General features: G+C 37.9%; 15 protein-coding genes and 1 riboswitch. Of the genes, 14 read left to right on the top strand and 1 reads right to left on the bottom strand.

Translation table 11 applies throughout. The annotated features are described in order from the left end of the window. The first annotated feature begins 56 nt into the window (after positions 1-56). Positions 57-974 carry a DUF1002 domain-containing protein gene (locus RRV45_RS11055; RefSeq protein WP_315668886.1) on the top strand — a complete coding sequence of 306 codons (918 nt, stop codon included), beginning with the start codon at positions 57-59 and terminating at the stop codon, positions 972-974. 35 nt (positions 975-1,009) lie between these two features. Here RRV45_RS11055 and RRV45_RS11050 read toward each other — a convergent pair whose 3' ends face one another. Next, on the bottom strand, positions 1,010-1,372 hold the full coding sequence (locus RRV45_RS11050) for a hypothetical protein (protein ID WP_315668885.1): 363 nt from the start codon (positions 1,370-1,372) through the stop codon (positions 1,010-1,012). Positions 1,373-1,503: 131 nt separating this feature from the next. On the opposite strand from RRV45_RS11050, the gene RRV45_RS11045 reads away from it, so the two are divergent. The 13 genes from RRV45_RS11045 to RRV45_RS10985 all read left to right on the top strand — a co-directional run bounded on the left by RRV45_RS11045 (position 1,504) and on the right by RRV45_RS10985 (position 13,301). Beyond that, positions 1,504-2,541 (top strand): Delta(5) desaturase DesA, encoded by a 1,038-nt coding sequence (locus RRV45_RS11045; protein ID WP_315668884.1) that lies wholly within the window; start codon positions 1,504-1,506, stop codon positions 2,539-2,541. A gap of 119 nt (positions 2,542-2,660) precedes the next feature. Continuing rightward, complete coding sequence (locus RRV45_RS11040) at positions 2,661-3,782, top strand: sensor histidine kinase (protein ID WP_315668882.1); 1,122 nt, start codon at positions 2,661-2,663, stop codon at positions 3,780-3,782. 11 nt (positions 3,783-3,793) lie between these two features. Further along, complete coding sequence (locus tag RRV45_RS11035) at positions 3,794-4,393, top strand: response regulator transcription factor (protein ID WP_315668881.1); 600 nt, start codon at positions 3,794-3,796, stop codon at positions 4,391-4,393. A 201-nt stretch (positions 4,394-4,594) separates the two neighbouring features. Then, the gene (locus tag RRV45_RS11030) at positions 4,595-5,665 is read left to right on the top strand and encodes a branched-chain amino acid aminotransferase (RefSeq protein ID WP_315668879.1); all 1,071 of its coding nucleotides are present in this window, start codon (positions 4,595-4,597) and stop codon (positions 5,663-5,665) included. A 94-nt stretch (positions 5,666-5,759) separates the two neighbouring features. After that, positions 5,760-5,849, top strand: a riboswitch (TPP riboswitch). Between the two features lie 111 nt (positions 5,850-5,960). Further along, the gene (tenA, locus tag RRV45_RS11025; RefSeq protein WP_315668878.1) at positions 5,961-6,650 is read left to right on the top strand and encodes a thiaminase II; all 690 of its coding nucleotides are present in this window, start codon (positions 5,961-5,963) and stop codon (positions 6,648-6,650) included. 19 nt (positions 6,651-6,669) lie between these two features. Then, positions 6,670-7,413 (top strand): ABC transporter ATP-binding protein, encoded by a 744-nt coding sequence (locus RRV45_RS11020; RefSeq protein ID WP_315668877.1) that lies wholly within the window; start codon positions 6,670-6,672, stop codon positions 7,411-7,413. Then, on the top strand, positions 7,400-8,167 hold the full coding sequence (locus tag RRV45_RS11015) for an ABC transporter permease (protein ID WP_315668876.1): 768 nt from the start codon (positions 7,400-7,402) through the stop codon (positions 8,165-8,167). Before RRV45_RS11020 ends, RRV45_RS11015 begins: the two co-directional genes overlap by 14 nt. Positions 8,168-8,191: 24 nt before the next feature. Beyond that, positions 8,192-9,205 (top strand): ABC transporter substrate-binding protein, encoded by a 1,014-nt coding sequence (locus tag RRV45_RS11010; protein WP_315668875.1) that lies wholly within the window; start codon positions 8,192-8,194, stop codon positions 9,203-9,205. A 25-nt stretch (positions 9,206-9,230) separates the two neighbouring features. Then, complete coding sequence (thiW, locus tag RRV45_RS11005; RefSeq protein WP_315668874.1) at positions 9,231-9,752, top strand: energy coupling factor transporter S component ThiW; 522 nt, start codon at positions 9,231-9,233, stop codon at positions 9,750-9,752. Next, positions 9,721-10,536: a bifunctional hydroxymethylpyrimidine kinase/phosphomethylpyrimidine kinase gene (thiD, locus tag RRV45_RS11000; protein WP_315668873.1), complete on the top strand. Its 816-nt coding sequence runs from the start codon at positions 9,721-9,723 to the stop codon at positions 10,534-10,536. The genes thiW and thiD overlap by 32 nt, the downstream gene beginning before the upstream one ends. Positions 10,537-10,563: 27 nt before the next feature. Further along, positions 10,564-11,367 carry a hydroxyethylthiazole kinase gene (gene thiM, locus RRV45_RS10995; RefSeq protein ID WP_315668872.1) on the top strand — a complete coding sequence of 268 codons (804 nt, stop codon included), beginning with the start codon at positions 10,564-10,566 and terminating at the stop codon, positions 11,365-11,367. After that, positions 11,364-11,987, top strand: a complete 624-nt coding sequence (thiE, locus tag RRV45_RS10990; protein WP_315668871.1) for a thiamine phosphate synthase — start codon at positions 11,364-11,366, stop codon at positions 11,985-11,987. Before thiM ends, thiE begins: the two co-directional genes overlap by 4 nt. Before the next feature lie 249 nt (positions 11,988-12,236). Continuing rightward, complete coding sequence (locus tag RRV45_RS10985; RefSeq protein WP_315668870.1) at positions 12,237-13,301, top strand: ABC transporter substrate-binding protein; 1,065 nt, start codon at positions 12,237-12,239, stop codon at positions 13,299-13,301. The last annotated feature ends 1 nt before the right edge of the window (position 13,302 follow it).

Genomic DNA, 13,302 nt, shown 5'->3' with positions numbered 1-13,302 from the left:
TAATCGTATAGCTTATAGATTACTAGAGTAATTCAAAAATAATGGAGAGTGTATACATGTTAAAGAATTTAACGAAATGGATGATGATTGGATTCGTTTTTTTATTTGCAGCCAATCTCGGTACAAATGCGCTCGCGGCTAATGGGAACAATAACGAGGAAAGCATTAATGAGAAATTCGGACTCCCAATTGTTGTATATGGGGAGAAATTATCCTCTGCCCAAAAGGAAGAGGTACGAAAATTATTAGGCGTTAAAGACACAAGTCAAGTAACTGAAATAACGGTAACTGGAGATGATTTGGTCACCTATATTAAAGGGGACAAGCGTGCGAATATGTATTCCTCCGCAAAAATCACTCGAAAAGACGCGGGGGAAGGGCTTGTCATCAAACAAGTTACTCCTGAAAATATTACAGAAGTAACGGATGAAATGTATGCCAATGCTCTTTTAACGGCAGGGATACAGGATGCAGTTGTTGAAGTGGCATCTCCAGTGAAGGTTTCAGGACATTCGGCATTGGTCGGTATATACAAAGCCTATGATGAAGGAAATGGAGAAGGTTTAAATACCGACCATACTGAGGTTGCCAATGAGGAGCTAAACCTTGCTACTCAATTAGCAAAAAAAGAAGGCATGGATCAGGATAAAATTACTGAGCTTCTGACAGAAATCAAAAAAGAAATAGCCAATCAAAAGCCAGCAACGAAGGAAGAAATTGAACAAATTATAACTGATCAATTAAAATCACTTGAAATTCAATTGAGTGAACAGGATCGTCAGCTGCTCATTGATTTATTCGAAAAAATGCGCAGTTTAAATATTAACTTTGACAATGTCCAATCCCAGCTTGAAGATATTTCAAAGGATATTAAGCAGCGCATTGAAGAAGCTGTAGGTGATAAAGGGTTTCTGCAGGCCGTTTCTGACTTTTTTAAGAATCTAATCGACAGTATTAAGAGTATTTTTTCTTGAAATTAGGACCTCTATTTTTGGAGGTCCTTTTTCTTTTATTCTGCTGTTAGTTTAGGAAACTTTATCGGTGTATTTAGTTGATAATGATCCCTGTAAGAACGATACGCCACAACAGGCTCATTTCCAGCATGTACGTCCAATTGGAGGATATACGAATTTCTGCATTCAAGTGAATACCGAACCTCATCCTTTTCCAATTTGTAAAAATAAAATATTTTTCCTAATAACTCCTTTTTCTTTATTTTTGTTTCCGGGTGTTTTCGAATAAAATCAGCCAGCTGCACGACTGTTGCCGATGATGTTCCAGTCACTGCATAAATCCTTTCTTTAACAAGTGCTGTTGCTGAGTGTAAGCTTGTTTTTGCTTTGTGTAAAAACTTATTTAATATCGGGTTCATGTCTTGATCTCCTCTGTCATTTATTTATCAAACATGACATTTATCATGGTTTGTACATGACACGTATGCCTTATAATTCTATATCCAATTATATATAATAAGAAAAAATCGATTGAAAGGATACACTTAATATGACCAAACAAAAGCAAATTAATTTAAGAAAACAGATGGCTCCTTACGAAAAAGCAAATTTGAAAGCCAGTGTTTGGCAAATGATAAATACTCTGATTCCTTTTGGTGTATTATGGTTTATTGCATATAAAAGTTTATCTGTTTCCTATTTACTAACGCTTGCAATTGCTGTTGTAGCTGCTGGTTTCTTAGTCCGGATTTTCATTATTTTTCATGATTGCTGCCACTACTCTTTCTTTAAAAATCGAACCGCTAATAAAATTGTAGGCACGATTACAGGGGTCATCACCATTTTTCCATTCAGCCAATGGCAGCACGACCACTCTGTCCATCATGCCACAAGCAGTAATTTAGATAAGCGCGGTGTAGGAGATATTTGGATGCTTACGGTAGATGAGTATATCGCTGCATCTTTCTGGCAACGTTTAGGTTATCGATTATATCGCAATCCACTTGTTATGTTCGGCCTTGGTCCGATTTATCAGTTTCTAATTGTTAATCGTTTTAACAGAAAAGGTGCAAGAATGAAGGAGCGCTTAAATACTTATTTAACAAATATTTCGATTGTCGCATTGTATAGTGTGATGTGCTGGGCAATTGGATGGGAAGCGTTTGTCCTAGTTCAGGCTCCAATTTTCTTAATATCCGGTGCTGCAGGTATATGGCTTTTTTACGTCCAGCATACATTTGAAGATTCTTATTTTGAGGCAGATGAGCACTGGGAGTATGTAAAGGCCGCGGTTGAAGGAAGTTCTTTTTATAAGCTTCCTAAGGTACTGCAGTGGATGACAGGTAATATCGGATTTCACCATGTCCACCATTTAAGCCCGAGAGTGCCTAACTATAAATTAGAAGAAGCACATAATAATACTGAGCCACTACGGAACGTTCCAACTGTTTCATTAAAGACAAGCTTACAATCTTTACGTTTTAGGCTTTGGGATGAACTTAATAAAAAGTTTATTACGTATAAAGAGGCTTCTTATTACATGAAGGAACGAAACGAAAGAGAGAAACAGCTTAATATCATTAAATAATCGTCTTCGTTCATACTTCCATAATAATAAGGCAAGGCCTCAGCTTAGATGAGAACCTTGCCTTATTTATGTTAGAATGAATATATAAAAGCAATGATTTAATTAAATGGGGTACAAGTATGGTAAAAAAGTATTTAACAACGTTAAAAAGCTCAGGAATTGCTCCATATATTTGGAGTGTTTTTAGTATTCTGCCTTTTTATTTTATTTTTCAATCCTCATCAACAATCGATATCATAATTGGAATCATCTTGACCATTCTCTTTTTTATCACTTATCGGCTTGCTTTTATTTCTAAGAAGTGGCCAGTTTATTTATGGACTTGTATACTTATTTGTATCTCCATTATCATGACTATTCACTTTCAGTTTGTCTATTTTGCTTTTTATATTGCCTACTATAATGGAAATATTAAAAATCGCATCGCATTTTTAACGCTTTATATCATCCATTTAGTAGCCACAACCATTTCGATTAATTATAACTTTATCCTGAGGGATGAGCTTTTTTTAAGTCAATTGCCATTTATCATTATTATTTGGATTAGTGTCATTCTTCTTCCATTCAATTTGTATAATAAGAAAAAACAAGAGAAGCTTGAAGAGCAGCTTGAATATGCCAATAAGAGAATCGCAGACCTGGTGAAACAGGAAGAGCGTCAGCGAATTGCCCGTGATTTACATGATACTCTAGGGCAAAAGCTTTCACTCATTGGTTTAAAAAGTGATTTAGCTAGAAGACTAGTTTATAAAGATCCAGAACAGTCACGAAATGAAATGAAGGATGTTCAGCAAACAGCGAGAACAGCTTTAAATGAAGTAAGGAAAATGGTTTCTCAAATGAGAGGAATACGGATAAAAGAGGAGCTCGTCCTAATAAAGCAGCTCCTAGATGCAGCACAAATCAAATTCATTTGCAGCAATGAACTAAAGCTTTCAAATGTATCCATCTTTCTTGAAAATATTCTCAGCATGTGTATGAAGGAAGCAGTAACAAATGTTGTAAAACATAGTAAGGCTACTGAATGCGAAATCACGATTGAGCAAACGGCGAATGAGATTTGTATAAAAATTAAAGATAACGGAATTGGTATTGGAAGAGATTATGACTCATTAAAAGGGCACGGATTACTTGGAATTAAGGAACGGCTGGAATTTGTCAACGGCACATTAGAAATCATTGAACAAGATGGGACTGCCATTATCATGAAAGTTCCAAGTGTTATTAAGCAGACAGATTAGGAGGAGCGGTCATGATTCGGATTGTCATTGCAGAGGATCAGCGCATGATGTTAGGCGCATTAGGTTCACTGCTCAATTTGGAAGATGATATGGAAGTAGTCGGAAAAGCGAGCAATGGAGAAGAAGCTATTGCCCTCGTAAAACACTATAAGCCAGACGTCTGTATGATGGATATCGAAATGCCGGAAAAAAGCGGACTTGAAGCTGCGGAAGAATTAAAAGAATTGGATTGCAAGGTCATCATCCTGACTACTTTCGCAAGAACGGGTTATTTTCAAAGAGCATTGAAGGCTGGTGTACGGGGGTATTTATTAAAGGATAGTCCAAGTGAAGATCTGGCAAACTCAATCAGAACAGTGATGGCGGGAAGAAGAATTTATGCGCCAGAATTAATGGACGATGTGTATAACGAAGAAAATCCTTTAACAGAACGGGAAAAAGCTGTGCTTGAGCTTGTGGCTGATGGAAAAAACACAAAAGAAATTGCTGATGAATTAAGTATTAAAACAGGGACTGTAAGAAATTATATCTCACAAATTCTAGATAAGCTTGAGGTTAAAAACAGAATCGAAGCCATTACTCAGTCGAAAGAAAAAGGCTGGTTTAAATGATTGTTAAAATTTTTTTAAAAATTTGTAAAAACTACTCGACAAACGACTATAAGTTGTCGGATAATTATAATTACAATCACAACTATTAGAAATTATTTGAAAATAATATTTACTTCTCTTTAGTGGTAATCTAAAGAATATTTCAGTGATTGGACCAATCATTAAAGTGACACAGCATACAAAAAGGCAGGGAATTGAAGGATGAAAGACCATCAAATTGAAATTAACTTAGCGGCAACTAGAAAAGAAAAGCCAGCGTTTGACAAGCTTGAATTCGGAAGAACCTTCACAGATCATATGTTTATTATGGACTATACGGAAGGGAAAGGCTGGCATGATCCAAGGATTGTTCCATATCAACCTATTACTTTAGACCCTGCAGCCACAATTTTTCATTATGGACAGACTGTATTTGAAGGGTTAAAAGCCTATTTAACGAAGGATGAAAAAGTTTTTTTATTTAGGCCGAATAAAAATTTTGAACGGTTAAATCGATCAAGCGCTCGCTTGTGCATGCCTGAACTGGATGAAGAGCTTGCATTAGAAGCATTAAAAGAGCTAATTAGAGTAGACAGAGACTGGATCCCTAATCTTGAAGGAACATCTTTATATATTCGTCCGTTCATTATTTCTACTGAAGTGCATTTAGGCGTATCAGCCTCTTTAAGCTATCAATTTATTATTATTCTTTCTCCAGTGGGAGCTTATTATAAAGAAGGAATTAACCCAGTAAAAATTGCAGTAGAAACCGAATTTGTACGTGCAGTTAAAGGCGGCACTGGTGATGCAAAAACGGCAGGAAATTATGCAGGCAGCTTGAAAGCACAAGAGATTTCAGGCAAAGAAGGCTATTCCCAAGTATTATGGCTCGATGGAAAAGAACAGAAGTACATTGAAGAGGTTGGCAGTATGAATGTCTTCTTTAAGATTAATGGCGAAATTATTACCCCTGAATTGAATGGCAGTATTTTACAAGGGGTTACTCGTGATTCCATTATTCAACTTTTGAAGCATTGGAACTTACCTATTGTTGAACGTAAGATTTCTATGGATGAAGTCTATCAAGCAAGCTTAGACGGAAAATTAGAGGAAGCATTTGGCACGGGAACAGCTGCTGTTATTTCACCAATTGGCGAATTTTCTTGGAAAAATGAAAAACTAATTGTAAACAATGGCGAAACTGGTCCATTAGCGAAAAAATTATATGAAACTTTAACTGGCATTCAAAATGGAACTCTTGAAGATCCGTTTGGATGGAGTGTTGAAGTATAAGGAACTGCTCTCAGGCAGTTCTTTTTTTGAATTATTTTACTTGCATTAATTATTATTCATGCTATCCTTATGAATGAATCTTATAAATATTATTTAATTCTACTAGGGGCGCCTTTTTGGCTGAGATGAACCCTTTGAACCTGATCTAGATCATACTAGCGTAGGGAAGTAGTTAACGATTACGTATATTTTCTGCGTATTGACTTAACCGCTTTCCAAATGGAAGGCGGTTTTTTTATCTTTTTCGTGTGTTATGCAACACAAAATAAATATAAATTTTCAGGAGGAGAACACAATGGAAACGGTTAAAACAAAAAAGTTTTCTGAAAGATTATTTGAAAATGTACAGCCAATTTGGGAGAAAAACCACAATCATCCTTTTGTCCAAGAGCTGGGAAAGGGCATTTTAGATGAAAAGAAGTTTATTCATTATATGAAGCAAGACTATGTGTATTTAATTGATTATTCGAAACTGTTTGCAGTAGGTGTGATGAAGGCGCAGGATCTCGACACAATGGGGAAGTTTGCCAAAATCCTGCATGAAACCTTGCATTTTGAAATGGAATTGCATAGGCAATTTGCAGCAGAATTTGGTATTTCTCGTGAAGAATTGGAGGCAACTAAACCTACACCTGTCAATTTGGCGTATACGAGGTATATGTTACATGTCGCTCAAAATGGCAGTTTATCCGAAGTGGTTTCCTGTTTGCTTCCTTGTGCATGGGATTATTGGGAGATTGGAAAGTTATTAAGAAAACAATACGGTGACAAGTTATCCTCCAACCGATATGCGAAATGGATTGAAACTTATGATTCTGAAACATTTGGCAATGGTGCAAAATGGTTGATTGAACTAATGGATGAACTGGCAGAAGGGAAGCCAGAGCGGGAACTCGCTGTCCTAGAAGAGCATTTCCAAATGACTTCGAAATACGAGTATTTATTTTGGGATATGAACTATTACAAACAGGACTGGCCAATTTAACAAATAAGACGGTGGAAAAATGACACTAGAATTAAAAAATGTATCATATGCCTTTAAAGATAGAAAACCAGAAAACAAAATATTATCCAATCTAAGCTTTACAGTAAGTAATGGCGAGTTTGTCTCTTTGATTGGAAGAAGCGGAACAGGTAAAACGACTATCTTAAAATTAATTACTGGTCTTCTAAAACAGGATAGCGGAGAAGTTCTTTTGAACGGAAAAGCAATCACGCTTGGGGATGTTGGCTATATGCCCCAGCGTGACTTGCTCCTCCCTTGGCGAACAATAATAGAAAATATTATGATTTCAGCCGAAATTCAGAAGAGAAATGGGCTTACAAAGGACAGAGCAAGAGAGTGGCTTCATCGAATAGGTTTACTAGAATACGAGAATTCATTTCCAAAACAACTATCAGGAGGGATGAGACAAAGAGTTTCTTTTCTTCGCGCGTTGCTAACAGGCAAGGAATTGTTATTGCTTGATGAACCATTTGGCGCACTCGATGCATTAACGAAAAAAGAAATGCAGGCATGGCTGCTTTCATTTTGGCAGGAATTAAACAAAACCGTATTGTTTATCACCCATGATTTGGAGGAAGCATGCTTTCTTAGTGACCGAATTCTATTGTTGCACGCGAATAAAGAGGTTGAGGAAATAAACGTCAATCTAAAACGACCACGCAACCTTGCTATGCTCCATGAAAAAGAATTGATTACTTTAAGACAGAGCTTGGAGAAGAAGATCGCCTATGAAAAGATTTAACCTATGGATTCAGTCTTATAGTCTGTTTCTCATTTTTTCTGCTGCTATCCTGACTTTATTAGAATGGCTCGTACGTGCTGATGCAGTTCCTGCCTTTATCATCCCGGCACCAACGAGTGTCGTCATTTCTATTTTTGAAAATTGGCAGCCACTTCTGCTTGAACATATGCCAGCTACGATGCTTGAATTTCTAATTGGATTTCTCCTTGCCGCTGCAGGAGGAATTACATTAGCAGTTGGAATGTTTTTTTACAAAACGCTGGAAAAAATGCTTTATCCAGCTGTGTTAATATCTCAAATGATACCGATTATTGCCCTGTCGCCTATCTTCGTCCTCTGGTTCGGCTATACGATATGGAGTAAAGTAGCGGTTACGATTCTCATCTCTTTTTTTCCTATTATTGTTGGTACTTATGATGGCCTTAAATCAAGTGATCAGGAATATAGCGAATTATTGCGCTCCATGGGTGCAAACCGCTGGCAGATCTTCTTAAAGCTAAACATTCCAATGGCATTGCCATCTTTTTTCTCAGGGCTGAAGCTTGCAATCGTGTATGCCCTCGTAGGAGCCACAATTGGAGAATGGCTCGGGGCAAGTGAGGGCCTTGGCTACTATAGCCGCAGGATGTCCGGGAATTTAAATGCAGAAGGAGTTTTCGCTGCCATTACGATCTTAACCTTACTTGGCATCCTTTTGTTCTCCATAATTAAAGCAGTGGAAAAATATATACTGAAGTGGAAAAACGCAGAATAATTTACAGTTGGAGTTGGTCAGAAAATGAAAAGAACACCCTTAGTTCACCTATTAATCATAATAATCGTCATCATGCTTGCAGGATGTAACACAGGAAAAAATGAAGCTAGTAATGGAGATCAAAAGAAAGAACTTGAAGATATTAGTATTATGCTTGACTGGTATCCTAATGCCGTCCATTCAGCCATTTATGTCGCTAAAGAAAAGGGATATTTTGAAGATGAGGGTCTAAATGTGAAAATAGAAATGCCTGCTGACACGAATGATCCGTTAAAGCTTGCAGCCACAGGAAAGGTTGATTTAGCGATAAGTTATCAAAGTCAGCTGCTAGTTTCCAGAGCAGAGGGTATCCCTGTCGTCTCAATTGCTGCATTTGTTAGACATTCCCTTGATGCAATTATGTATAAGACTGAAAGCGGTATTCAATCACCAAAAGATTTAGAAGGGAAAAATGTTGGCTACCCATCAGCATCAGTAAGTGAAGCAGTTGTTGCATCAATGGTGGAAAACGATGGCGGGGATATGAATAAGGTTAAAATGACAGATGTTGGCTGGGATTTAATGGCTTCCTTAGCGACAGATAATGTCGATGCCCTAATTGGAGCCTACATCAATCATGAGCAGGTCCTTTTACAAAAAGAAGGCTATAACATTAATGTTCTTCGTTTGCCAGATTTCGGGGTTCCTGATAATTATGAACTTATTATCGTTACTGGGGAAAAGACTTTAGAAAAGAAGAAAGCTTCCTTTGAAAAGTTTTGGCGTGCAGTTACGAAAGGCCATGAAGACGTAAAGCAAAACCCTGATGCAGGGCTCAAAGTTTTACTTGATCATGAAAATGATAGCTTTCCTTTAGATGCAGAGGTAGAAAAGAAGAGTTTAGAAGTCCTTTTGCCATTAATGGATGATGAAAATGCACCATTCGGTTACCAGGATGAAGCAGTTTGGCAGGAAGTGGCAGATTGGCTTTACGAGTCAAAGGTAATTAATGAGCAAGTCGACCCAAAAACAGCCTTTGAAAATATCGTATCTGAATAAAAAGAAGAATAGGAGTGTTAGTGGTATGCAAAAAACGAAAAAGCTAACATTAACTGCCATCATCGCAGCGATCACAACTGTTTCAAGCAGTTTCATTTATATTCCAGTTGGTTTTGCGAAAATTTTTCCGATTCAGCATTTTGCTAATGTCCTTTCAGCCGTTTTACTTGGGCCTTGGTATGCAGTGATTCAAGCATTTATCTCTTCATCGCTAAGAAATATGCTAGGTACCGGGAGTTTATTTGCCTATCCAGGCAGTATGATTGGTGCATTTCTAGCTGCTATTCTTTATCGAAAAACAAAGAATTTGGGATTCGCCGCAACCGGTGAGGTTATTGGGACAGGTATTCTTGGTGCTATGGCAACTTACCCTATTGCGGTGCTGCTGTTAGGGAAGGAAGCCACATTATTTGGATTAATTCCAGCCTTTACGATGAGCTCTTTTACAGGTGCGATCATGGGCTTTGCTCTCCTAAAAATATTAATTAAAAACAAAGCGATCGGGGGGATGCTTCATGAAAACAGCACTTACAATCGCGGGCTCTGATTCAGGAGGCGGTGCAGGAATTCAAGCAGATTTGAAGGCCTTTGCAGCTCAAGGAGTATTTGGAATGTCAGTCATAACAGCTGTTACTGCGCAAAACACACAGGAAGTACGCTCGGTGCAAAATATTGATTTATCCATTATCCAAGATCAAATAGAAGCAGTATTCGATGACATTCGTGTGGATGCTGTAAAAATCGGGATGCTTTCTACACCTGATACAGTTGAGGTAGTTGCCAGCTCTTTAGAAAAATATAAGCCAAATTATCTAGTGTTAGACCCAGTTATGGTTTCGAAGGGCGGACATCACCTATTACAGGAAGAAGCCATTACTGCTCTAAAGGAAAGATTGATTCCTCTATCAACCGTTGTAACGCCAAATATACCAGAAGCAGAGGTATTATTAGGCCGTAAAATTCTCAGGGAAGATGATCTGTTGGATGCTTGCCTTGCTATCAAAGCGATAGGTGCAGCTTCAGTTCTATTAAAAGGCGGACATCTTAGCGGTGAGCCAAATGATTTATTTTATGATGGAGATAGATTTTATTGGATAAAGGGAAAAAGAATTCATACAAAAAATACGCATGGAACAGGCTGTACCCTTTCATCTGCTATCGCAGCCAATTTAGCGAAGGGTGAGTCCCTATTAGAAGCTATTCATATTTCCAAAAAATATATCACGACTGCTATTATGCACAGTCTTAATCTAGGACATGGGCACGGACCTACTAACCATTTTTACGAGCTCTATGAAAAAGCAAGTATGCTAATCAATCATAACTCCTAAACATCCTTAGCTTGGAGGACAAATGGAATGAACAAAGACTCGATTAAACAGTTATTTTCGAAAATAAAGGAACGCAAGCCGCTTATCCATCATATTACCAATAACGTCACGATAAATGATTGTGCAAACGCAACACTTGCGATTGGCGGTTCTCCCGTCATGGCGACAAGTATTGAAGAGGTTGCGGATATGGCGAGTCTTTCAAATGCACTAGTGATAAATTTTGGCACGATAAATGATCTAACTTATAGTGCAATGATTCGAGCTGGCCAAGCAGCAAATGAAAAAGGAATTCCAGTTGTTTTTGATCCAGTCGGTGTTGGAGCTACTCCATTTAGAACGGAAAAGGCAGTTGATTTTCTCAATAAAGTGGATGTTTCCATCATAAGAGGAAACGCAACGGAGGTTTTTGCCTTAATTGGTGGTAAGGCCGTAACAAGAGGGGTTGACGCTGGAGACATTACAATATCGAAGGAAGACCTGGCGATTAAAGCAGCTAGACGGCTAAATGCAATTACAGTTATTAGCGGGGAGATAGACGTCATCTCAGATGGGGAAAAGACTGTCAAAATCGCAAATGGTGATGTTTGGCTAACCCGTATTACAGGAACAGGCTGTATGACTGCTTCTTTAATCGGCTGCTTTGCCGGAATTACAGATGACCTATTTTCAGCAGCGATCGCTGGAATGTCAGCAATGAGTTTAGCAGGTGAAAGAGCAAGAAATAGACTGCAAGATTGCGCTGGCATCGGAACTTACCGTATGAAGCTCATGGATGAAATATCATTAATGGATGAACAATTATGGGAAGAAGGTGTTCGATTAGCATGAAAACAGATTATACATTATATTTCGTTACAGAAGAGTCAGCTCCTGTTGAAGAGCTTCTCCATACCGTTGAAAGTGCCGTGAAAGGAGGAGTGACGATTGTTCAGCTCCGTGAAAAACAAAGCAGCGGCAAACATTTTTTCGAAAAAGCACTTAAGTTAAAAAGTTTGCTAGATCAATATGAAGTTCCACTAATAATTAATGATCGGATTGATATTGCACTTGCGGTAAATGCTGCTGGTATACATATTGGCCAAAGCGATCTGCCTTTGTCTGCCGCTAGAAACATAGTCCCCGACTCTATGATTGTCGGAGTCTCTGTTTCAACGATTGAGGAGGCTGAAGAAGCCGAGAGGAATGGGGCAAATTATATAGGAGTCGGTGCTGTTTTCCCAACAAGTTCGAAAGACGATGCCAAACTGCTTCCCAAAGGCATGCTTGAAGCAATAATTGAAAAAGTTTCCATTCCCGTTGTTGCAATCGGCGGGATTAAGATTGATAATTTGTTGAAACTCCCAGTAAATAACATTTCTGGGTACGCAATCGTTTCGGGGATTATGAAAGCTGAAAATCCCTATTCCGCAGCTAAAGACTTTAGAAGAGAAATTAGTCTAGTAAATTAGTTGATCATAAAAAATCCACGATATCGATGTAAGATGTCGTGGATTTTTGTTTTTGACTATTATTTCTTCTTTTTATATATTTAAAATAATATTTTTCAAAAAAAGCTTTGAAGCGATACCTCATAGTTGAAAATTAGTTTCCATGCTAAATTACCTTTATTTAAGTTTTTTTTGAAAATTATGTCGAATATAATTCATTTATGTTACAATTTAATAATGTACTACATTAAAGCGATGGAGGTTTAAACATTGAAAAAATCTTTAACCATTATTTTTACAGTGATTCTATCATTGGCTCTAGCACTTACGGGTTGCGGACAAAAAGATGAAGGTCAAACAACAGGGAAAGAATCTGATGCTGGAAAAGGCCCGGAAAAGGCCTCTGTCAACATTGGAATGCTTAAATTAACGAGCTCAGCACCATTATTTATCGCATTAGAAAAAGGATATTTCGAGGAAGAAAATATAGATGCAAAAGCTACTTGGTTTGAGGCAGCACAGCCTATTGCTGTTGCAACAGCAGGTGGCAGTGTAGATGTTGGTGCTACTGGAATTACTGCTAGTCTGTACAATATGGTCAGCGGCGGACAGAAATTATGGATTGTTGCTGACAAGGGCAGAGAGCAGAAAAGCTACTCTTCATCTGCCTTGCTTGTGCCAAATGACTCAGATGTATCCAAAATTGAAGACTTAAAAGGAAAGAAAATCGGGATTACTCAAACTGGTTCTACCTTCCATTATATGGCGGGCAGAGTATTAGAAAATCATGGCTTAGGCATTGCTGACGTTCAATTAGTACCACTTAATAGTATTAAAGGGCTAATGGAAGCTTTAAATAGCAAGCAGGTGGATGCTGTTATTTTAAATGAGCCTAATATTTCAACCGTTGAGGCTGAAGGTTATGGAAAAGTCATTTCACAAATTGGCGAAGAAATCGACTATCAAACTTCAGGAATTTTCTTCTCGCCTGCATTTGCAGATAATAAAGATGCGGCAGTAAGATTCTTTAAGGCGTATATTAAGGCATCCCGTTACTACTATGATGCTGTCTTAGTGAAAAAAGATGGAGAAACAGTGCCAGGGGAAAACTACGAGGAAGTTATAAATATCATTGCCAAGTATACGGACCAAGATCCAGAGCTTATCAAAAAAGGCCTGCCTTATATGGATCGTGATGGAAAATTACTTGAGTCTGACATTCAGACACAAATTGATTGGTATGCAAAAGAGAAACTGATTGATAAGGCAATTGATAGTAAAGAGATTGTCAATACAGAGTTGTTAGAGGAAGCATTAAAAGTACTAGGGGAATAAC

This window comes from Bacillus sp. DTU_2020_1000418_1_SI_GHA_SEK_038 (assembly GCF_032341175.1).
Classification (GTDB): Bacteria; Bacillota; Bacilli; order Bacillales; family Cytobacillaceae; genus Cytobacillus.
The sequence above is the reverse complement of the archived record's forward strand: the minus strand, read 5'-3'. Positions and strand labels throughout refer to the sequence as shown.

Bases quoted from the DNA above. Each gene is read 5' to 3' on its own strand.
- RRV45_RS11050 (WP_315668885.1), bottom strand. From the start codon at position 1,372: ATGAACCCGATATTAAATAAGTTTTTACACAAAGCAAAAACAAGCTTA.
- RRV45_RS11055 (WP_315668886.1), top strand. From the start codon at position 57: ATGTTAAAGAATTTAACGAAATGGATGATGATTGGATTCGTTTTTTTA.
- thiW (WP_315668874.1), top strand. From the start codon at position 9,231: ATGCAAAAAACGAAAAAGCTAACATTAACTGCCATCATCGCAGCGATC.
- RRV45_RS11015 (WP_315668876.1), top strand. From the start codon at position 7,400: ATGAAAAGATTTAACCTATGGATTCAGTCTTATAGTCTGTTTCTCATT.
- RRV45_RS11040 (WP_315668882.1), top strand. From the start codon at position 2,661: ATGGTAAAAAAGTATTTAACAACGTTAAAAAGCTCAGGAATTGCTCCA.
- thiE (WP_315668871.1), top strand. From the start codon at position 11,364: ATGAAAACAGATTATACATTATATTTCGTTACAGAAGAGTCAGCTCCT.
- thiD (WP_315668873.1), top strand. From the start codon at position 9,721: ATGAAAACAGCACTTACAATCGCGGGCTCTGATTCAGGAGGCGGTGCA.
- RRV45_RS11010 (WP_315668875.1), top strand. From the start codon at position 8,192: ATGAAAAGAACACCCTTAGTTCACCTATTAATCATAATAATCGTCATC.
- thiM (WP_315668872.1), top strand. From the start codon at position 10,564: ATGAACAAAGACTCGATTAAACAGTTATTTTCGAAAATAAAGGAACGC.
- tenA (WP_315668878.1), top strand. From the start codon at position 5,961: ATGGAAACGGTTAAAACAAAAAAGTTTTCTGAAAGATTATTTGAAAAT.
- RRV45_RS11030 (WP_315668879.1), top strand. From the start codon at position 4,595: ATGAAAGACCATCAAATTGAAATTAACTTAGCGGCAACTAGAAAAGAA.
- RRV45_RS11045 (WP_315668884.1), top strand. From the start codon at position 1,504: ATGACCAAACAAAAGCAAATTAATTTAAGAAAACAGATGGCTCCTTAC.
- RRV45_RS11020 (WP_315668877.1), top strand. From the start codon at position 6,670: ATGACACTAGAATTAAAAAATGTATCATATGCCTTTAAAGATAGAAAA.
- RRV45_RS11035 (WP_315668881.1), top strand. From the start codon at position 3,794: ATGATTCGGATTGTCATTGCAGAGGATCAGCGCATGATGTTAGGCGCA.